18 protein-coding genes are annotated in these 18,807 nt (G+C 69.1%); 3 read left to right on the plus strand and 15 right to left on the minus strand.

All coding sequences use genetic code 11. The features are described 5' to 3' along the window. Positions 1-54 precede the first annotated feature (54 nt). The 3 genes from zwf to pgl are packed head-to-tail and all read left to right on the plus strand — an operon-like array spanning position 55 to position 3,307. Positions 55-1,605 carry a glucose-6-phosphate dehydrogenase gene (zwf, locus tag IEW87_RS11415; protein ID WP_188712323.1) on the plus strand — a complete coding sequence of 517 codons (1,551 nt, stop codon included), beginning with the start codon at positions 55-57 and terminating at the stop codon, positions 1,603-1,605. Further along, the gene (locus IEW87_RS11420; RefSeq protein WP_188712324.1) at positions 1,602-2,588 is read left to right on the plus strand and encodes a glucose-6-phosphate dehydrogenase assembly protein OpcA; all 987 of its coding nucleotides are present in this window, start codon (positions 1,602-1,604) and stop codon (positions 2,586-2,588) included. Before zwf ends, IEW87_RS11420 begins: the two co-directional genes overlap by 4 nt. Next, positions 2,585-3,307, plus strand: a complete 723-nt coding sequence (pgl, locus tag IEW87_RS11425) for a 6-phosphogluconolactonase (RefSeq protein WP_188712325.1) — start codon at positions 2,585-2,587, stop codon at positions 3,305-3,307. Before IEW87_RS11420 ends, pgl begins: the two co-directional genes overlap by 4 nt. Before the next feature lie 138 nt (positions 3,308-3,445). On the opposite strand, the gene IEW87_RS11430 is transcribed toward pgl, so the two are convergent. From IEW87_RS11430 to IEW87_RS11500, 15 genes are all read right to left on the minus strand, one after another. Continuing rightward, the gene (locus IEW87_RS11430) at positions 3,446-3,805 is read right to left on the minus strand and encodes an RNA polymerase-binding protein RbpA (protein WP_188712326.1); all 360 of its coding nucleotides are present in this window, start codon (positions 3,803-3,805) and stop codon (positions 3,446-3,448) included. Beyond that, positions 3,805-4,053: a preprotein translocase subunit SecG gene (gene secG / locus IEW87_RS11435; protein WP_188712327.1), complete on the minus strand. Its 249-nt coding sequence runs from the start codon at positions 4,051-4,053 to the stop codon at positions 3,805-3,807. The genes IEW87_RS11430 and secG overlap by 1 nt, the downstream gene beginning before the upstream one ends. 70 nt (positions 4,054-4,123) lie before the next feature. Continuing rightward, positions 4,124-4,912, minus strand: coding sequence for a triose-phosphate isomerase (gene tpiA, locus IEW87_RS11440; RefSeq protein WP_188712328.1), 789 nt, complete (start codon positions 4,910-4,912; stop codon positions 4,124-4,126). Further along, positions 4,903-6,117: a phosphoglycerate kinase gene (locus IEW87_RS11445; RefSeq protein ID WP_188712329.1), complete on the minus strand. Its 1,215-nt coding sequence runs from the start codon at positions 6,115-6,117 to the stop codon at positions 4,903-4,905. The genes tpiA and IEW87_RS11445 overlap by 10 nt, the downstream gene beginning before the upstream one ends. 87 nt (positions 6,118-6,204) lie before the next feature. Next, a complete protein-coding gene (gene gap / locus IEW87_RS11450; protein ID WP_188712330.1) occupies positions 6,205-7,209 on the minus strand; it encodes a type I glyceraldehyde-3-phosphate dehydrogenase in 1,005 nt (334 codons plus the stop codon). 101 nt (positions 7,210-7,310) lie between these two features. After that, entirely contained in the window at positions 7,311-7,937 is a 627-nt protein-coding gene (locus IEW87_RS11455; protein WP_188712331.1) for a superoxide dismutase, read from the minus strand. A 138-nt stretch (positions 7,938-8,075) separates the two neighbouring features. Next, entirely contained in the window at positions 8,076-9,056 is a 981-nt protein-coding gene (gene whiA, locus IEW87_RS11460) for a DNA-binding protein WhiA (protein WP_188712332.1), read from the minus strand. Between the two features lie 117 nt (positions 9,057-9,173). Then, positions 9,174-10,064, minus strand: a complete 891-nt coding sequence (gene rapZ, locus IEW87_RS11465) for an RNase adapter RapZ (RefSeq protein WP_188712333.1) — start codon at positions 10,062-10,064, stop codon at positions 9,174-9,176. 11 nt (positions 10,065-10,075) lie between these two features. Then, on the minus strand, positions 10,076-11,983 hold the full coding sequence (uvrC, locus tag IEW87_RS11470) for an excinuclease ABC subunit UvrC (RefSeq protein ID WP_188712334.1): 1,908 nt from the start codon (positions 11,981-11,983) through the stop codon (positions 10,076-10,078). Between the two features lie 2 nt (positions 11,984-11,985). Then, a complete protein-coding gene (gene uvrA, locus IEW87_RS11475) occupies positions 11,986-14,874 on the minus strand; it encodes an excinuclease ABC subunit UvrA (protein WP_188712335.1) in 2,889 nt (962 codons plus the stop codon). 35 nt (positions 14,875-14,909) lie between these two features. Beyond that, positions 14,910-15,428, minus strand: a complete 519-nt coding sequence (locus tag IEW87_RS11480; RefSeq protein ID WP_188712336.1) for a hypothetical protein — start codon at positions 15,426-15,428, stop codon at positions 14,910-14,912. Beyond that, on the minus strand, positions 15,425-16,699 hold the full coding sequence (locus IEW87_RS11485) for a DUF58 domain-containing protein (protein WP_229731118.1): 1,275 nt from the start codon (positions 16,697-16,699) through the stop codon (positions 15,425-15,427). Before IEW87_RS11485 ends, IEW87_RS11480 begins: the two co-directional genes overlap by 4 nt. After that, on the minus strand, positions 16,696-17,661 hold the full coding sequence (locus IEW87_RS11490; RefSeq protein WP_188712337.1) for an AAA family ATPase: 966 nt from the start codon (positions 17,659-17,661) through the stop codon (positions 16,696-16,698). The genes IEW87_RS11485 and IEW87_RS11490 overlap by 4 nt, the downstream gene beginning before the upstream one ends. Continuing rightward, on the minus strand, positions 17,658-18,113 hold the full coding sequence (locus IEW87_RS11495) for a hypothetical protein (protein WP_188712338.1): 456 nt from the start codon (positions 18,111-18,113) through the stop codon (positions 17,658-17,660). Before IEW87_RS11495 ends, IEW87_RS11490 begins: the two co-directional genes overlap by 4 nt. Beyond that, a complete protein-coding gene (locus IEW87_RS11500) occupies positions 18,110-18,793 on the minus strand; it encodes a DUF4129 domain-containing protein (RefSeq protein ID WP_188712339.1) in 684 nt (227 codons plus the stop codon). Before IEW87_RS11500 ends, IEW87_RS11495 begins: the two co-directional genes overlap by 4 nt. Between the last annotated feature and the right edge of the window lie 14 nt (positions 18,794-18,807).

The following is an 18,807-nucleotide window of genomic DNA, read 5'->3' on the forward strand; positions in this document are numbered from 1 at the left end:
CGCCGCGTCCGCTCCCCGGCATCAGGCTTCGCCCCTGACCCGACGAAGGAACCCATGCCTGCTCCCATCCAGCGCGGCGTCAATCCGCTGCGCGACAGCGACGACCGTCGCCTCAATCGCATCGCCGGGCCCAGTGCTCTCGTGATCTTCGGCGTGACGGGCGACCTGTCACGCAAGAAGCTGATGCCGGCCGTGTACGACCTCGCCAACCGCGGCCTCCTTCCCCCCGGATTCGCCTTGGTCGGCTTCGCCCGCCGCGAGTGGGACGATCAGGACTTCGCGGAGGTCGTCCGCGACGCCGTGATGCGCCACGCCCGCACGGAGTTCCGGGAGGAGACGTGGCAGCAGCTCGCGGAGGGGATCCGCTTCGTCGAGGGCACCTTCGACGACGACGACGCGTTCGCGCGCCTCCGTGAGACCGTCGACACGCTCGACCGCGAGCGCGGAACGATGGGCAACCACGCGTTCTACCTGTCGATTCCGCCGAACGCGTTCGACATCGTCGCGCAGCAGCTGCTGCGTTCGGGCCTCGTCGACGAGAAGGCGGACGAGGACCGCTGGCGTCGCGTCGTCATCGAGAAGCCGTTCGGTCACGACCTCGAGTCGGCGCGCGAGCTGAATGACTCGCTCGAGGCCGCCTTCCCGAGCGACGCGATCTTTCGCATCGACCACTACCTCGGCAAGGAGACGGTCCAGAACATCCTGGCCCTGCGCTTCGCCAACGAGCTCTACGAGCCGCTGTGGAATAAGAACCACATCGACCACGTGCAGATCACCATGGCCGAGGACATCGGCGTCGGCGGCCGCGCTGGCTACTACGACGGGGTCGGTGCGGCGCGCGACGTGATCCAGAATCACCTGCTGCAGCTGCTCGCGCTGACCGCGATGGAGGAGCCGATCAGCCTGTCCGCTGACCACCTCCGCGCCGAGAAGGAGAAGGTGCTGGAGGCCGTACGCCTCCCCGAGGACCTCTCCACCGCCACCGCCCGCGGCCAGTACGCCGGCGGATGGCAGGGTGGCGAGCAGGTCACCGGCTTCCGCGACGAGGAGGGGATGAACCCGCGCTCGGCAACCGAGACGTACGCCGCGATCAAGGTCGGGATCGAGACCCGCCGCTGGGAGGGCGTGCCGTTCTATCTGCGCACCGGCAAGCGCCTCGGTCGCCGGGTGACAGAGATCGCGATCGTCTTCAAACGCGCCCCCGAGTACCTGTTCGAACGCGGACGCGACCGGTCGGAGCTCGGCCAGAATGCGCTCGTGATTCGCGTGCAGCCCGATGAGGGCGTGACGCTGCGATTCGGTTCGAAGGTGCCCGGCAACGGAACGCACGTGCGGGACGTCACGATGGACTTCGGATACGGCCACGCTTTCACCGAGGCGAGCCCTGAGGCATACGAGCGCCTGATCCTCGACGTGCTGCTCGGAGATCCGCCGCTCTTCCCCCGCCACGAGGAAGTCGAGCTGTCCTGGCGCATCCTCGACCCCGTCGAGGAGTACTGGGCATCGCTCGACACGCCTGTCGAGCAGTACGAACCCGGATCCTGGGGACCCGAATCCGCCGATGCCCTGCTCGCGCAGGACGGTCGCGTTTGGAGGCGCCCGTGATTATCGACCTCAACGAGACCACCGTCTCGACCGTCGCGAAGAAGCTCGTGTCCGTCCGCGAAGAGGGCGGCGCGGTCGCACTCGGTCGCGTGCTCACACTCATCATCAAGAGCGATCACCGACCCGCAGAGCGCGCGATCGAGGCCGCCAACGATGCGTCGCGCGAGCACCCGATGCGCGTCATCGTGCTCGTCACCCACCCGGAAGACGCCTCGCGTCTCGACGCCCAGATCCGCATCGGCGGCGACGCCGGCGCGAGCGAGGTCATCATCCTGCGCGCGCACGGCGAGGCGGCGAACAATCCCGAGTCGCTCGTCACCGGTCTGCTCCTGCCCGACGCGCCCGTCGTGGTGTGGTGGCCGGACACTCCCCCGGAAGCGCCGGCGCTCGACCCGCTCGGACGCATCGCCCAGCGGCGCATCACCGACTCGTCGACGTCTCAAGCAGCCTCCGAGCGCCTTCAGCGTCTCGACGAGACGTACCGGCCCGGCGACACGGACCTCGCGTGGACGCGGCTGACGACCTGGCGTGAGCAGCTCGCCGCCGTTCTCGACCAGCCGCCGTACGAGCCCGTCACCGCGATCGAGGTGCGCGGCGCGAGCCCGTCGCCCTCCACCGCGCTGCTCGCGGCCTGGCTCGGGCTCGCGCTCGACGCCCCCGTGTCGTGGCAGTACGAGGACCCCGCCGAGTGGAACCACGGCATGCGCTCGGTGCGCCTGACGCGCGCGTCCGGCGATATCGTGCTCGAGCGCAAGACGCCGACGCACGCGGTCCTCACGCAACCCGGGCAGCCCGACCATGAGCTGCTCCTGCCCCGACGCACGCTACGCGAGTGCATCGCCGAAGAGCTGCGCCGGCTCGACCCGGACCCGCTCTACGGCCGCGTCATCACGGACGGGTGGAACGCCCTCCCCGCCCCGGTGCAGACGCACGGATACGCCCCGGTCCCCACGGGCGCCACCGAGAAGGAGAACGACGCATGAGCTCCGCCACGTTCGTCACCCGCGCCGACAAGTCCGCGCTCGCCGACACCGTCGCCTCCCGGTTCATCGAGGTCGTCGCGCCGCTGACCGAAACACGCGACGTCCACGTCGCGCTCACGGGCGGATCCATGGGGATCGCCAGCCTCGCCGCGATCGCCGGACATGACGATCTCCGCACCGTCGACTGGTCGCGCGTGCACTTCTGGTTCAGCGACGAGCGCTTCGTCGCGCGGGCCGACGGCGACCGCAACACGCTGCAGGCGCGCGAGGCGCTGCTCGACGTGCTTCCGGACGCCCGCGTGCACGAGCCGTGGGCGACGGAGGACGGCGACCTCGACGACGCCGCCCTGGCCTACGCGAGCGAGCTCGAGCGCTTCGCAGCGGCGGATGCCTCCGCTCCCGTCTTCGACGTGACGTTCCTCGGCGTCGGCCCCGACGCGCACATCGCGTCGCTCTTCCCCGGGCGCGATGAGATCCACGTCGAATCGGCGACGGTGCTGCCCATCAGGGAATCGCCGAAGCCGCCGTCCGAACGCGTGACCTTTACGCTGCCGATCATCAACGCCTCCGAGCGCGTCTGGCTCGTCGTCGCGGGTGCCGACAAGTCCGACGCGGTCGCCCGGATCCGCGCCGGCGCGGACCCGGAGACCGCCCCGGCGGCGGTTGCCCGCGGCACGTCGGAGACGATCGTCTTCGCCGACGACGCCGCAAGCGCCTGATCGCTCACATCGCAGGCGTCCTCACGCCCCCGACTTCTCCACGGCGATGCTCGCTGGATGCGTCGGGGGCGTGGGCTCGTTCTCGCCCAACGCGACAGCGCCCCGCCTTGTGGCGGGGCGCTGTCGCGGACCAGAGGGTTACTCGCCGCGCTTCTCTCGCAGCTTGTTCAGCGCGTCCTCGAGGAGCTCGTCGGCTTCCTCGTCGGTGCGACGCTCCTTGACGTACTCGAGGTGCGACTTGTAGGCCTGCAGCTTCTCGGGCGCGGGGGGATCGCTCTTGTCGCGCCCCGCCGGCAGACCCGACTTCGGGTGATCGACGATCTCGGGGATCTCGTCCTCCGGGATCTCGGCCGCGTAATGCTTGATGACCGAGTTGCCGTGCGCGTCCCAGTACTCGACCGCGATTCGCTCAGCCTGGTGTCCATGATCCTGCTCGCCCATCGGGCCGGAGCCCACCCGTGTCCCGCGGATGGCGCTTGAGCTGTGACCGCCGGCCATCAGATCACCTGGAACTTCGTGATGAGCCCGAGGCCCACGATGGAAAGGAACCAGACGAGCGCGACGACGATGGTCAGGTAGTTCAGCACACGCTCCGCCGAGCCGGAGGAGCTCACCGCCTGCGTCATACCGCCGCCGAACATGTCGGACAGTCCGCCGCCGCGTCCCTTGTGCATCAGGATGAACAGAATCAGCAGGAGGCTGGTCAGCCCGAGGAGCACCTGCAGGATGATCTCGAGAATCTGCACGTGATAAGGCCTTTCGTCTGTGCGATCCGGTGAGACCGCACAATCGTCGATTATACCGATCAGCGCCGGATCAGACGCCGACGTGCTTCTGGAAGCGCACGATGGCGCTGAACTCGTCGACCTTGAGGCTGCCGCCGCCGACAAGCGCTCCGTCGATGTCGGGCTCGCGCATGAAAGAGGCGATGTTTCCGGACTTCACGGATCCGCCGTATAGCACGCGCGTGGCGTCCGCCGCTTCGTCGCCCAGCGACACGCGGATGACGTCGCGCAGCTTCTGGCAGACCTCCTGGGCCTGCTCCGGGGTCGCGGCCTGGCCGGATCCGATCGCCCAGACGGGCTCGTACGCGACGACGATCTCCGAGTCGGACGCGAGGCCGTCGAGAATCGTCTCGAGCTGCGCGACCGGCACTGCCGACGCGCCATGCTTCTCGAGGTCCTCGCTCGTCTCGCCGACGCAGATCACCGGCACGAGTCCGTGCTTCACCGCGGCGCGCGTCTTGGCCGCCACGACCTCGTCGGTCTCTGCGTGGTACTCGCGACGCTCCGAATGGCCGACGATGACGGATCCGCAGCCCAGCTTCGCGAGGAACTCGCCCGAGACCTCGCCCGTGTAGGCGCCGGAGTCGTGGATGGACAGATCCTGCGCGCCGAGCCCGAACGGAATCTTGTCCGCGTCGACGAGCGTCTGGACGCTGCGCAGGTCGGTGAAGGGCGGGAACACCGTGACGTCGACGTCGTCGAACTCGTGTGAGGCGTCCTTCAGGCTCCAGTGCAGCTTCTGAACGAGGGCGACCGCCTGAAGGTGGTCGAGATTCATCTTCCAGTTGCCCGCAATCAGCGGCGTACGTGTCATGCCCATCCGAGGACCTCCAGTCCGGGGAGTTTCTTACCCTCGAGGAACTCGAGGCTGGCGCCGCCGCCGGTCGACACGTGGCCGAACTGGTCGTCGGCGAATCCGAGCGTGCGCGCCGCGGCAGCGGAGTCGCCACCGCCGACGACCGTCAGACCGTCGGTCTCCGTGAGGGCCTGCGCAACCGCGCGCGTGCCCTCCGCGAAGGCCGGGAACTCGAACACGCCCATCGGGCCATTCCAGAACACGGTCTTCGAGGTGCGGATGGCCTCCGCGAAGGTCTCCGCACTCGCGGGCCCGATGTCGAGGCCCAGCGCGTCGGCGCCGAGGAACGTGCTCTCGAGGTTTTCGCTCGGCGCATTCTCGCTCGTCGCGTCGGCCGCGAATGCGGACGCCATCAGGCTGTCGACGGGCAGGATCAGCTCCACACCCTTGTCGGCTGCGTCGGCCATGTACCGCTTCGCCGTGGCGATCTGGTCGGTCTCGACGAGGCTCTTGCCGATCGCGTAGCCCTGTGCGGCCAGGAACGTGTACGCCATTCCGCCGCCGATCAGCAGCTTCTCGACGCGTGGCAGCAGGCTGTCGATGACGCCCAGCTTGTCGCTGACCTTGGATCCGCCGAGCACGACGGTATATGGACGCTCCGGGGCGGTGAGCAGGCGATCGAGCACGCTGACCTCGTGCGCGACGAGGTTGCCCGCGGCGGACGGCAGCAGCTGCGCGAGCTCGTAGACACTCGCCTGCTTGCGGTGCACGACGCCGAACCCGTCGGAGACCATGACGTCGGCCAGCTGCGCGAGCTCCTGCGCGAAGGCGCGGCGCTCGTCGTCGTCCTTCGCCGTCTCGCCGGGGTGGAACCGGAGGTTCTCGAGAACCGCGACCTGGCCGTTCTCGAGGCCGGCGACGACCTCGGCTGCAGACGCGCCGACGGTGTCGGTCGCGGCGGCGACGGGGGCACCGAGCAGCTCACCGAGTCGCGCGGCGACCGGGGCAAGAGAGTATTGAGGATCGGGGGCGCCCTTCGGGCGTCCGAGGTGCGATGCGGTCACGACGCGGGCACCGGCGTCGACGAGCGCACGGATCGTCGGGAGCGCCGCACGAATGCGGCCGTCGTCCGTGATCGTGCCGTCCGCGAGCGGGACGTTGAAGTCGCAGCGGACGAAAACGCGCGTGCCGGCGAGGTCGCCGAGGGTGTCAAGGGTACGAAGAGTCATCGGGCGCCAATCTACATGCGAACGCCCGCCCGCCGGCACGTGTGCACGGCGGGCGGGCGTTCGATCATCGTCGGTCGTGGTCGGTCGTCAGAGCTTCGACGCGACGAGCGACGTGAAGTCGACGAGGCGGTTCGAGTAGCCCCACTCGTTGTCGTACCAGGACGAGACCTTCACGAGGTTCCCGCTGACGCTGGTCAGGCCCGAGTCGAAGATCGACGAGTGCGGGTTCTGCACGATGTCGCTCGAGACGAGCGGGTCATCCGAGTACTCGAGAACGCCCTTGAGCGGTCCCTCGGCGGCGGCCTTGTAGGCGGCGTTGACCTCGTCGACCGTCAGCCCGTCCTTGGTGATCAGGGTCAGGTCGACGATGGAGCCCGTGGGGATCGGCACGCGATAGCTCGTGCCGTCGAGCTTGCCGTTCAGCTCCGGCATCACGAGACCGATGGCCTTCGCGGCGCCGGTGGACGTCGGGACGATGTTGATCGCGGCAGCGCGCGCGCGACGCAGGTCGCCGTGCGGGCCGTCCTGCAGGTTCTGGTCAGCCGTGTAGGCGTGCGCGGTCATCATGAAGCCGCGCTCGATGCCGAAGGCGTCGTTGAAGACCTTGGCCAGCGGGGCGAGCGCGTTCGTGGTGCACGACGCGTTCGAGAGAATGTGCTCGGTCGCCGGGTCGTACTGGTCGGCGTTGATGCCGATCGCGTACGTCGCGACGTCGCCCTTTGCGGGAGCCGAGATGATGACCTTCTTCGCACCGGCCTCGAGGTGGGCCTTCGCCTGATCGGCGTGAGTGAAGCGGCCCGTCGACTCGATCACGATGTCGACGCCCAGCTCGCCCCAGGGGAGCTTCGCAGGGTCGCGCTCGGCGAACGCCTTGATCGTCTTGCCGTCGACCGTGATCGACTCGTCGTCGTACGAGACGTCGCGGCCGAGAGGGCCACCGACGGAGTCGTACTTCAGCAGGTGGGCAAGCGCCTTGTTGTCGGTGAGGTCATTGACTGCGACGACCTCGAAGTCCGCGCTCTGCGCGAGGGCAGCCCGAATGAAGTTGCGTCCGATGCGGCCGAAGCCGTTGATACCGATCCGTGCGGACACTCTGTGTCTCCTAGGGTATGGCCCCGAGGGGCGTTTCATGGGTCTTCGTCAAGGGAGGGCGTTCGGCCGGCGGATCCGCACTCCGCCGGCCGAACAACGGTTCAATTCGCGATCAGCAGGCCCGCGGTCTTATCGCGAGCCGTGCGGAATCGATCCGCCACATTGTCCCAGTTGACGATGTTCCAGAATGCCTTGACGTAGTCGCCCTTGACGTTCTGGTAGTCGAGGTAGAAGGCGTGCTCCCACATGTCGAGCAGCAGCACCGGGACCGTGCCAGCCGCGAACTGCGACTGCTGGTCGAAGAACTGCTGGATGATCAGCTTCTGACCGATCGAGTCCCAGAACATGCCGGCCCAGCCGGATCCCTGGATGCCCAGCGCTGCGGCCGAGAACTGCCCCTGGAAGCCGTCGAACGAGCCGAAGTGCTCATCGATCGCCGCGGCGATCTCGCCCTCCGGACGCTCCTGTCCTTCCGGCGTCAGGTTCGTCCAGAAGATCGAGTGGTTCGTGTGGCCGCCGAGGTTGAACGCGAGGTCCTTCTCGAGCTTGTTGATCGCACCGAACTCGCCCGTCGCCCGCGCCTCGGCGAGCTGGTCGAGCGCGGTGTTGGCACCGGTGACATAGGTGTTGTGGTGCTTGGAGTGGTGAAGCTCCATGATGCGACCGCTGATGTGCGGCTCAAGCGCACCGTAGTCGTAGCTGAGTTCGGGAAGAGTGTACGTGGCCATCAGTCGCCTTCTCTTTCTTTCCGGCTTCTCGTGCATCGTCTGATGCGTAACCGAGCGGACCCTCTCATCCTAGTGACGGTGAGAGGATCCGGCACGCGGACGTGACATCGCGTGACGGGTCAAGTAAGGAGACGCACCCTAGGCCGATTCGACGCTCGGCGGCACAGCAGACTCGGTGCCAGGGATCCCGTCCGCGCTCGCGCGCTTGTCCGCCATCGCCAGGAGGCGGCGGATCCGGCCGGCGACCGCGTCCTTCGTCAGCGGCGGATCCGCCTGGTGGCCGAGCTCGTCGAGGCTCGCGTCGCGGTGCGCGAGCCGCAGCTCGCCCGCCTGCCGCAGGTGGCCAGGGACGTCCTCGCCGAGGATCTCGAGCGCGCGCTCGACGCGTGCGCACGCCGCGACCGCGGCCTGCGCGGAGCGGCGGAGGTTCGCGTCGTCGAAGTTCACGAGACGATTCACGCCGGCGCGCACCTCACGGCGCTGACGCAGCTCGTCCCAGTTCGCGGCGGCGCGCGTCGCTCCCATCAGCTGCAGCATCTGACGGATGGCCTCCGCATCGCGGATCACCACGCGCGGGACCCCGCGCACCTCACGCTGCTTGGCCGCGACGCCGATGCGGTGGGCCGCACCGACCAGTGCCATGCCGGCCTCTCCTGAGGGGCAGGCGACGTCGAGAGCGGCGGAGCGGCCGGGCTCGGAGACGGTGCCCGCCGCGAGGAATGCCCCGCGCCAGATCGCCTGCAGCTCGACCGTGTTGCCGGTCGTCAATCGGTTCGGCAGGCCACGCACCGGGCGCCGGCGCATGTCGAGGAGTCCGGTCTGCCGGGCGAGCGTCTCGCCGCCCTGGACGATGCGCACGGCGAATCGCTCACCGTCGCGGGCGCCGGACGACTGGATGCGGGCCAGCTCGGGACGCACGCCATAAATCTCGGCGATGTCGCGCGCGGTGCGGATCGCGAGCCGTCGGTCGTCGACCTCGGCCTCGACCGCGACGCGGCCGGCGATGGAGTGCAGGCCTCCCGCGAATCGCAACAGGGCGGTCGTCTCGGCGACGCGGACCGACGCGCGGGGGTCGCGCACCTCGATCAGCTCGGCCTTCACATCCTTGGTCAGTGCCACAGATCTCCTCAGCTTCGGCAGCGGCATGGGTCCCCGGATCGGGGGTTACCAGCGTACCGGGAGCACTCCGTCCGCGCCGTGGTGGAACTCTCAGCACGCCGGGCTATAACTATGGCATCACTCGCGGCCGAGATCACGGTGCCGCACCCGCACCTGCAGGTCCGGATCCGCCGCCAGCCGCTCCCCGAGGGCGCGCGCCATTGCGACCGAGCGATGTTTTCCGCCGGTGCAGCCGACGGCGATCGTGGAGTGCGTCTTGTTCTCGCGCTGATACCCGGCGAGGATCGGGCGCACCGCGGCGACGTACGCGTCGAGGAACTCCTCTGCACCCTCCTGGGCCAGGACGAACGCACTCACCGCGTCGTCTTCGCCCGTGAGCCCGCGCAGTTGCTCATCCCAGAACGGATTCGGCAGGAAGCGCATGTCCGCGACGAGATCGGCATCGACCGGCAGTCCGTACTTGAAGCCGAAGCTGAGGATCGTCGTGCGGTGTCGGGGAGCCCCGTCTTCGTCGAAGAGGCCGGAGACGCGCGACGCGAGCTGGTGCACGTTGAGGGTCGACGTGTCGATGGTGACGTCGCTGCGCTCGCGGATCGACTGCACGAGGCGCCGCTCCTCGCGGATCCCGTCGAGGATCGTGCCGTCACCTTGGAGCGGGTGCGGCCGGCGCACCTGTTCGAAGCGCCGCACGAGCACATCGTCAGAGGCGTCGAGGAAGATGATCCGGAGATTCCCCAGCTCGCGCAGCTGGTGGACGATCGACTGCAGCTCGGCGAACATCTCGCCGCCGCGAACGTCGACCACCGCCGCGACGCGGGGCAGCTGCCCGTCGACGCGTCCCGCGAGCTCGAGGAGTGGGCGCAGCATCTGCGGGGGCAGGTTATCCACGACGTACCACCCGTGGTCCTCGAGGGCGTTGGCGACCGTGGTGCGGCCCGCTCCCGACATCCCGGTGACGATCAGCAATTCGCCCTGGTTCTCCGTCGCACCGTTCACACTCGCCACCATATCGGCCCGGGTCAGTCCCGCGCGAGGCGCGTCCGGATCGTCTCGGCCAGCCCCGGTCCGATCCGCGGCACCACGGCGATCTCCTCGGCGTTCGCCTGCCGCAGCGCCGCCACGGATCCGAAGTGCCGGAGCAGCGCCCGGATGCGCGCGTCCCCGAGCCCCGGGATCTCGCTCAACACCGACCGGATGTCGCGTCGGCGGCGGCCGCGCTGATGCCGGATCGCGAACCGGTGCGCCTCGTCGCGCAGTCGTTGCACGAGATAGAGCGCTTGCGAGGTCCGTGGCAGGATCACGGGGTAGGCGTCCCCGGGGAGCCACAGTTCCTCGAGACGCTTCGCGATGCCCGCGAGTGCGATGTCCGAACGGCCCGCCTCCGCGAGCGCCCGTGCCGCGGCGTTCACCTGCGGCTCACCGCCGTCCACGAGCAGCAGCTGCGGTGGATACGCGAACCGGCGGCGCGGGGCCTGCTCGGTCACGATGTCCTCCTCGTCACGGACCGCGAGCTCCGCCGCGGGAACGGGGACGTCGTCGGGGTCGTCGAGGTGGGCGAGGCGGCGCGTGAGGACCTGGTGGATGCTGTCGGTGTCGTCTGTCGTCTCGGCGATCGAGAAAGAGCGGTACTGGTCCTTACGCGGCAGCCCGTCCTCGAACACGACCATGGATCCGACGACGTTCGTGCCCTGCAGGTGCGAGATGTCGTAGCACTCGATGCGCAACGGAGCCTCGGTCATACCGAGCGCCTCCTGCAAATCGGCGAGCGCCTGCGAGCGGGTCGCGAAATCGGAGGTGCGCTTCGACTTGTGGCGCACGAGCGTCTGCTGTGCGTTCAGCGTCGCGTTGCGCAGCAGATCCGCGCGCTGGCCGCGCTGAGCGACCTGGATCTCGACCTTGCGCCCGCGCCTCTCGGCGAGGAACTGCTCGAGCTCGGCGCTGGCCGTCGGCAGCGTCGGTACGAGGACGCCACGGGGAATCGCGGCGGCCTCGGCGTCGCCATAGGCGCGCTGCAGCACCTGGTCGATCAGCTCGCCGCCCGAGATGTCGAGCTCCTTGTCGACGATGTGCGACCAGACGCCGCGCACCCGACCGCCGCGGATCGCGAACACGTGCACGGCCGCGTCGAGTTCGTCCTCCGCGACGCCGAACACGTCGAGGTCGACCTTGTCGGAAAGCACCAGCGCGCTCTTGGTGAGCACGGCGTCGATCGATTCGAGTCGATCGCGATACGCCGCGGCGGCCTCGAAGTCGAGCGCGGCGGCGGCCTCCTTCATCCGCGCGGTCAGGTCGCGCGTGAAGCGCTCGTCGCCCCCCTGCATGAAGGCAACGAAGTCATCGACCATCCGGCGGTGCTCCTCGAGCGTGACCGTCATCGAGCAGGGACCGCCGCACTTGCCGATCTGGCCGGGGAAGCATGGCCGGCCGGACTGCATGGCGCGCTTGTACTGCGCGTCGTTGCACGTGCGAACCGGGAAGACCTTCAGCATCAGGTCGATCGTCTCGCGCACGGCCCAGACCTTCGGGTACGGCCCGAAATACTTCGCTCCACGGATCCGCCGGTTGCGCGTGACCATGATCCGCGGCGCCTCTTCCCCGAGCGTGACCGCGAGGAACGGATAGGACTTGTCGTCGCGGTACTTGACGTTGAACGGTGGATCGAACTGTTTGATCCACTGATACTCGAGCTGGAGCGAGTCGACATCGGTGGGGACGACGGTCCATTCGACCTTCTCGGCGAGCGTCACCATGCGCCGCGTGCGCTCGTGGAGCGTGTGCAACGGCGCGAAGTAATTCGCAAGACGCTGGCGCAGATTCTTCGCCTTGCCGACGTAGAGCACCTTCCCGTCGCCGTCCAGGAAGCGGTACACGCCCGGGTTGGTCGGGATCTCCCCCGCCGCGGGCTTGTACGCGAGCTGGTCGGCCATTGCTATGCGCTGCGCTTCCGCTCCACGCGTCCCAGCGTCTCGGCGAGGAAGCGACCCGTGTGGCTCTCCTCGATCGTCGCGACCTGCTCAGGGGTGCCCGTCGCCACGATCGTGCCACCGCCGGATCCGCCCTCGGGGCCCAGATCGATGATCCAGTCGGCCGATTTGATGACGTCGAGGTTGTGCTCGATGACCACAACCGAGTTGCCCTTCTCTACGAGGCCGTTCAACACCTGCAGCAGCTTCTGCACGTCGTGGAAGTGCAGACCGGTCGTCGGCTCGTCGAGCACGTAGATGCTGCGACCGCGGCTGCGCTTCTGCAGCTCGGTCGCGAGCTTGACGCGCTGCGCCTCCCCGCCCGAGAGCGTGGTGGCGGCCTGACCGAGCCGAACGTAGCCGAGCCCGACATCGACGAGCGTCTTCATGTAGCGGTAGATCGCCTGGATCGGCTCGAAGAACTCGGCGGCCTCCGCGATGGACATCTCCAGCACCTCGGCGATGTTCTTGCCCTTGTAGTGCACCTGCAGCGTGTCGCGGTTGTACCGCTTGCCCTCGCACACCTCGCAGTCGACGTACACGTCGGGGAGGAAGTTCATCTCGATCTTGAGCGTGCCGTCGCCCGAGCATGCCTCACAACGCCCGCCCTTGACGTTGAAGCTGAAGCGCCCTGCCAGGTACCCGCGAACCTTCGCCTCCGGCGTCTCGGCGAACAGCGTGCGGATTCGGTCGAACACTCCCGTGTACGTGGCGGGGTTCGATCGCGGCGTGCGTCCGATCGGCGCCTGATCGACGTGCACGACCTTGTCCAGGTGTTCGAGGCCCGTCACGCGCTTGTGCTTGCCTGGCACCGTGCGCGCCCCGTTGAGCTTCTGCGCGAGCACCTGGTACAGGATGTCGTTGATCAGCGTCGACTTCCCGGACCCCGACACGCCCGTCACCGCGGTGAACAGGCCGAGCGGGATCGTCGCGTCGACGTTCTTGAGGTTGTTCTCACGTGCGCCGGTGACGGTGAGCACGCGGCTGCGATCGACCGTGCGGCGCGTATCGGGCGTCGGGATCTCGCGCCGCCCTGCGAGGTAGTCGCCCGTGATCGAGCCCTCGTCGGTCATCAGATCGGTGTAGGGACCGGAGTGGATGACCTCTCCCCCGCCTTCGCCGGCGTGCGGCCCGATGTCGACCACCCAGTCGCTCGACTCAATCGTCTCTTCATCGTGCTCGACAACGACGAGCGTGTTGCCGAGATCGCGCAGCGCCTCGAGCGTGCCGATCAGCCGCCGATTGTCCCGCTGATGGAGGCCGATCGACGGCTCGTCGAGCACGTACAGCACGCCCGTGAGTCCCGTGCCGATCTGCGTCGCCAAACGGATCCGCTGGGCCTCGCCGCCCGACAGGGAGCCCGCAGACCTGCTCAGCGTGAGGTAGTTGAGCCCGACGCGCAGCAGGAACTCGAGACGCACGCGGATCTCGCGCAGCACCTGCGCCGCGATCATCGCCTCGCGCTCGGTGAGATCGATCGACGAGACGAACTCCATCGCGTCCTCGAGGCTGAGGTCGGCGGTTTCGGCGATCGACCGCCCGTCGACGCGCACCGCGAGGACTTCGGGCTTCAGGCGCGCGCCGCCACACACGGCGCACGGGATCTCACGCAGATAGTCAGCCCATCGCGCGCGCTGCGTGTCGGTCTCGGCCTGCGCATACTGGCGTTCAATGTACGGCACGACGCCCTCGAAACCGCTTGCGTAACGCACCTCGCGCCCCCAGCGGTTCTTGTACCGCACGTTGACCTTGTAGTCCTGGCCGCGCAGCACCGCGTCGCGCACGACCTCGGGCAGCGCGGCCCATGGCGTGTGGAGCGAGAAGTTGAGGTCGTCGGAGAGGCCGATCAGCAGGCGCTCGAAGTACTGCGAGAGACCCTTTCCCTGTGTCGTCCACGGAATGATGACGCCCTCGTCGATCGACAGCTCGTCGTCTCCGAGCATGAGGTCGGTGTCGACCGACATCTTCGTGCCGAGGCCCGAGCACGCCGGACACGCGCCGAACGGCGCGTTGAACGAGAAGGTGCGCGGCTCGACCTCCGTGAGGTGCACCTGGTGTCCGTTGGGGCAGGCGAGGTTCTCACTGAACGACTGCCACGCCTCGTCTCCGGATTCGTCGACGTAGTTGATCTGGATCACCCCACCGGCGAGATCGCGCGCGGTCTCGACCGAGTCGGTGACGCGACCGATGATGCTCTCGCCGCGCGCGACGAGCCGGTCGACGACGACCGCGATGTCGTGCTTGTACGACTTCTTGAGCTTCGGCGGCTCAGAGAGCTGGATCACGTCACCGTCGACGATCGCGCGCGAGAAGCCCTTGGCGCCGAGCTCGGCGAACAGGTCGACGAACTCGCCCTTCTTCTGGCTGACAACGGGGGCGACGACCTGATAGCGAGTTCCCTCGGGAAGCGCGATGAGCTGGTCGGCGATCTGCTGCACCGTCTGCCGTTCGATCTGCGCGTCGCACTCGGGGCAGTGCGGAATGCCGACTCGCGCCCACAGCAGACGCATGTAGTCGTAGATCTCGGTGATCGTGCCGACCGTCGATCGCGGGTTGCGGTTGGTTGACTTCTGGTCGATCGAGACCGCGGGGCTCAGCCCCTCGATCGCGTCGACGTCGGGTCGGTCGATCTGTCCGAGGAACTGCCGCGCGTAGGAGCTGAGCGACTCGACGTAGCGTCGCTGTCCCTCCGCGAAGATCGTGTCGAACGCGAGACTCGACTTGCCGGATCCGCTGAGCCCGGTGAAGACGATCATCTTGTCGCGCGGCACCTCGAGATCAACGTTCTTGAGGTTGTGCACGCGCGCGCCGCGCACGGTGATCTTCTGGTCTGAGGAGACGGGGATAATCGGCACGAGTTCGATCCTATTCGAAACTTTGTTCGCGTGGGTCAGCGGCGTCCGTGTTTTTTCTGCGAGATTCCGCGCACCAGCATCACAGCCGTCGCCGCGACCGCGAGAGCGCCGACGGGCGCGATCCACGCGGCACCGCGACCGTCTGCGGCCGGGATCGCGAAGGCGAACAGCGCGGCCGCCTGCGCGACGACCTGGACGATGAGGACGCGTCGCGCCGTCGGGATGAGTGCGCGCAGCGCGACGCGTGAGCGGAGGGAGACGACGCCGCTGAGCGTCGCGAGCACATGACCGAGGTGAAGCGCCGCGACGGCGACGCACGTGTGTCCGAGGTCCGGCGACTGCAGGGTGAGGGCGACCGGGAGCGCGGCGAGCGCGATCCACGCGAACATCGTGCGCGGGACGATGGCGCCGACGACGGCGGCAACGGCCGCGACGGCGATCCAGAACAGCGGCGCGCCGACCAGCCACACGCCGGCGATCGAGACGCCGGCGCTGGCCGCACGGATCAGCGCGCCCGGGACGGCGCGCCCGATGAGGAGGACGTCGTCCTTCATCGCCGCCCTCCCGTCCGCGCGCGGGCCAGCGCGGTGAGCGCGACCACCGGATCCGCGGCCCAGCGCAGTGTCTCGACGCCGGCTTCGGCGAGCCCCGCGAAGATGTCCTCGCGTTCAGCGAGGACGATTCGGAGCGCGAGGCTCTGCTGCGGAGACAGCCGGCCGCGATCGAGGTCGGGCAGCGTGTCGACCGCGATGACGCGATGACCGGCCGCGCGCCACATCAGCGCGAGCTCCGCGGCCGCGCCGTCGAAGAAGGTCGACAGTACGGCGATCACGGATCCGTGCGGCACCGGCGGCGTGCGCCGGTATCGACGGTCATCGCCAGCGGCCCCCGTCGCCGCAATGGCGGTCGTCAGTCGCGCGAGGTGCCGGGATCCCGTCGCGCCGCGCACCGAGCGTCCCCCGGGCGCGAGCGCGTGGTAGGCGACGCGGTCCCCCACGGCGATCGCGGCCGAGGCGAGCGACCGGGCGGCTTCGCGCGCGAGGTCAAGCGAGGTCGTTCCCGCGCGCGACAGGTCGTCGCCACCCCACGTAGCAACGACCTCGCCAAGGTCCTCCGCGGTGTCGACGGCGAGCACCACGGAGGCGTCGCTGAGCGTGTTGGTGCGGCGCACGAGCAGTTCCCCCGGGCGACGCGCAGCCCGGGCGGTCGCGCGCCAGTCGACCCTCCGCAGCTCGTCGCCGGGAGCGAACGGGTGGATGTCGCGGAAATCGCCGCCCTGTCCCGGCCGGGAGCCCTCGTGCGCGCCGTGGAGCCCCGTCAGTCGCGGTGCGAGGGGCAGTCTGGGCAGCATGCGCATCGCGGGGGTGACCGTGCGGCGGGCCGTCGCGGAAACAGTCTCCCCCGCGAGGCGGGCGCCGTCGCCAGCCGCCGAGCGCCCGATCACGCGGACCGCCTCGACCGGCCCGGAGTGCCCTGGTCGGCTGTCGACGAGGATCCTCGACGACACGGGCACGACGACCCGCGTCTTGCGGCGTTCAGCCTGTGTGATCGACAGCTCCGCGATCTCGCCCGCACCGCTCACGACGATCTCCTCGCGGAGGCGACCCTGATGCTGCTCCGCATGCGGGCGCACCGCGATCGTCAGCGGCTCGACCGGATCCGTCGAGGTGAGGCGCTGCAGGACCGTCCAGAGCGCGAGCGGCACCGCGAGCGCGATGAGGTCGGGGCGCGCGGTGGCGATCCCGCCGCCGGCAAGCACGATCGCACTGACGGCAGCGATCCGCAGGCTCGCTGATGACCGCCAGGCGTCGCCTCGGGTCGTCACGACGCGGTTCCCACGGTGGGCGGCACGGCGACCTCACTCACCACCCGCGCGATGATCTGGTCCGGATCGACGCCCTGCGCCCACGCCTGCGGCGTGAGGGTGAGCCGATGGGCCAGCGCCGACACCGCAACGCGCTTGATGTCGTCGGGCCGCACGTAATCTCGCGCGTCGAGCGCGGCGATCGCACGCGACAGCAGCAGGAGCGACTGGGATCCGCGTGGGGAGGCTCCGACCTCCACGTGCTGCGCGTGACGCGTCGCCCGCGCGATGTCCACGCAGTAGCGGGCGACGTCGGCGTCGACTCGGATCTCCTCGACGGCCGCTTGGAGCGCGCGCAGACCGTCGGCGTCGATGACCGGCGCCACGTCGGTCTCCTCCTGGCGGCGGTCGAGCCTTCCCACGAGGATGGCCGTCTCGTCGTCGGGATCGGGGTATCCCACCGCAAGGCGCACCATGAAGCGATCGAGCTGCGCCTCCGGGAGCGCGTAGGTGCCCTCGAATTCGATCGGGTTCGAGGTGGCGATGATGTGGAAGGGCTTCGCGAGGGGGAAGCTCGTGCCCTCCACGGTCACCTGGCGCTCGGCCATTGCCTCGAGCATCGCCGACTGGGTCTTCGGGGTCGTACGGTTGATCTCGTCCGCCAGCAGCAGGCCGGTGAAGATCGGACCGGGGCGGAAGACGAAGTCGGCGGTGTCGGGGGCGAACACGTACGATCCGGTCACATCGCCGGGGAGCATGTCGGGCGTGCACTGCAGGCGCCGGAAGTCCAGTCCGAGCGCCGACGCGAGGCTGCGGGCGGCCACGGTCTTTCCGAGCCCTGGCACGTCTTCGAACAGGACGTGACCTCCCGCGAGGATCGTCGCGAGCGCGAACTCGAGCGGTCCGTCCATCCCGACGACAACGGTGCGCACCGCCTCGAGCACGCGGCGTCCGGTCTGCGCGACCTCTGTCGTGGTGGTCATGAGCGATCTCCGTCTCTTCGTTCGATTCGATCGAGCGCGTGTTCGATGTCGGCGCGCGTCGCCGTGCGTGTGCAGAGCCTGTCCCAGATGCCGTCGCCGATCGCCGCATCCACACGACCCGTCTGGGCGGGGTCGTCGATGTCGATGCCGAGCCGCTCGAGCCGGCGCCGCAGCAGGGCTCGGACGCGCCGCGCGACGATTTCTCCCGCGACGTCCGTGCGCGGGTTGAAGCCCCATGCGAGCCGCGAGACGGCGGATCCGCGCCATGCCGCCGTGGTCTCGTCCTGCAGTTCGGGTGCCGCTTCGCTGTCGCGCAGCGACGCCGCGATCACGATCGTCCCGATAAGCACTCCCGCGCTGAGCGCGAACAGCGCTTCGAGTCCGAGCACCCAGAGTGCGACCGTCGTCGCGGCTGTCGTGATCGCCGCGCCCATCAGTCGTCCGACGGTCATCGCCAGACCTCCTCGATCGCCGAGAGGGCGCGGCGGGCGGCGGCGCGTTCACTTTCGCCGGGGGCGTCGCCGGCGAACCGCACGCGTTCGTACAGGACGAGCAGCGCGCGGACGTCGCCGTCGGCTGCCGTTCGGTGCGCGATGATCCGCAGCGTGTACTCGGCCGGTGTCTCGCTCACGCCGCGCGTCAGCCCCGCGTCCGTCGCGCTGCGCTCGAGACCCGCCCACGCGGCGACGATGGCGTCGCCCGGATCGCGATGCCCGTCGATCGCCTCGACGGCGGCGGCGATCCCGCGCCGAAGCGCCGGGGCGGCGCGATCGGGGTCGTCGTCCGCGACGAGGGTGCCTTCCGCGACCGCCGAGGACGGGCGAACGGGAAGTCGTTCGCGCCAGGCACGGAGGAGAGCGCGGACGACCCGCGCGATCACGAAGATGACGACCGCCGCGACGAGGGCGATGAGGATGAATGTGACGACCGCGGCCGCTCCTCCGTCCCCGGCGTCGTCGGGCGGGGCCAGACCCTCGGGTGGCGCCTGCGTGGGCATCACTGGCGAGGGCGCGGGCATCGGACCGAACGAGAAGTCGGGCGGATCGAACCGCGCAGCGCCCTGGGTGGCGGCTGCGACCATCGCCAGCACGAGAAGAGCCGTGACGGCGACGGCGCCGATCCAGCGCCTCATCCGTCTACGGCGAT

Source organism: Microbacterium faecale (assembly GCF_014640975.1).
GTDB classification, from domain to species: Bacteria; Actinomycetota; Actinomycetes; order Actinomycetales; family Microbacteriaceae; genus Microbacterium; species Microbacterium faecale.

Bases quoted from the DNA above. Each gene is read 5' to 3' on its own strand.
- zwf (WP_188712323.1), top strand. From the start codon at position 55: ATGCCTGCTCCCATCCAGCGCGGCGTCAATCCGCTGCGCGACAGCGAC.
- pgl (WP_188712325.1), top strand. From the start codon at position 2,585: ATGAGCTCCGCCACGTTCGTCACCCGCGCCGACAAGTCCGCGCTCGCC.
- IEW87_RS11430 (WP_188712326.1), bottom strand. From the start codon at position 3,805: ATGGCCGGCGGTCACAGCTCAAGCGCCATCCGCGGGACACGGGTGGGC.
- tpiA (WP_188712328.1), bottom strand. From the start codon at position 4,912: ATGGGCATGACACGTACGCCGCTGATTGCGGGCAACTGGAAGATGAAT.
- IEW87_RS11445 (WP_188712329.1), bottom strand. From the start codon at position 6,117: ATGACTCTTCGTACCCTTGACACCCTCGGCGACCTCGCCGGCACGCGC.
- IEW87_RS11455 (WP_188712331.1), bottom strand. From the start codon at position 7,937: ATGGCCACGTACACTCTTCCCGAACTCAGCTACGACTACGGTGCGCTT.
- rapZ (WP_188712333.1), bottom strand. From the start codon at position 10,064: ATGGTGGCGAGTGTGAACGGTGCGACGGAGAACCAGGGCGAATTGCTG.
- uvrC (WP_188712334.1), bottom strand. From the start codon at position 11,983: ATGGCCGACCAGCTCGCGTACAAGCCCGCGGCGGGGGAGATCCCGACC.
- IEW87_RS11480 (WP_188712336.1), bottom strand. From the start codon at position 15,428: ATGAAGGACGACGTCCTCCTCATCGGGCGCGCCGTCCCGGGCGCGCTG.
- IEW87_RS11490 (WP_188712337.1), bottom strand. From the start codon at position 17,661: ATGACCACCACGACAGAGGTCGCGCAGACCGGACGCCGCGTGCTCGAG.
- IEW87_RS11495 (WP_188712338.1), bottom strand. From the start codon at position 18,113: ATGACCGTCGGACGACTGATGGGCGCGGCGATCACGACAGCCGCGACG.
- IEW87_RS11500 (WP_188712339.1), bottom strand. From the start codon at position 18,793: ATGAGGCGCTGGATCGGCGCCGTCGCCGTCACGGCTCTTCTCGTGCTG.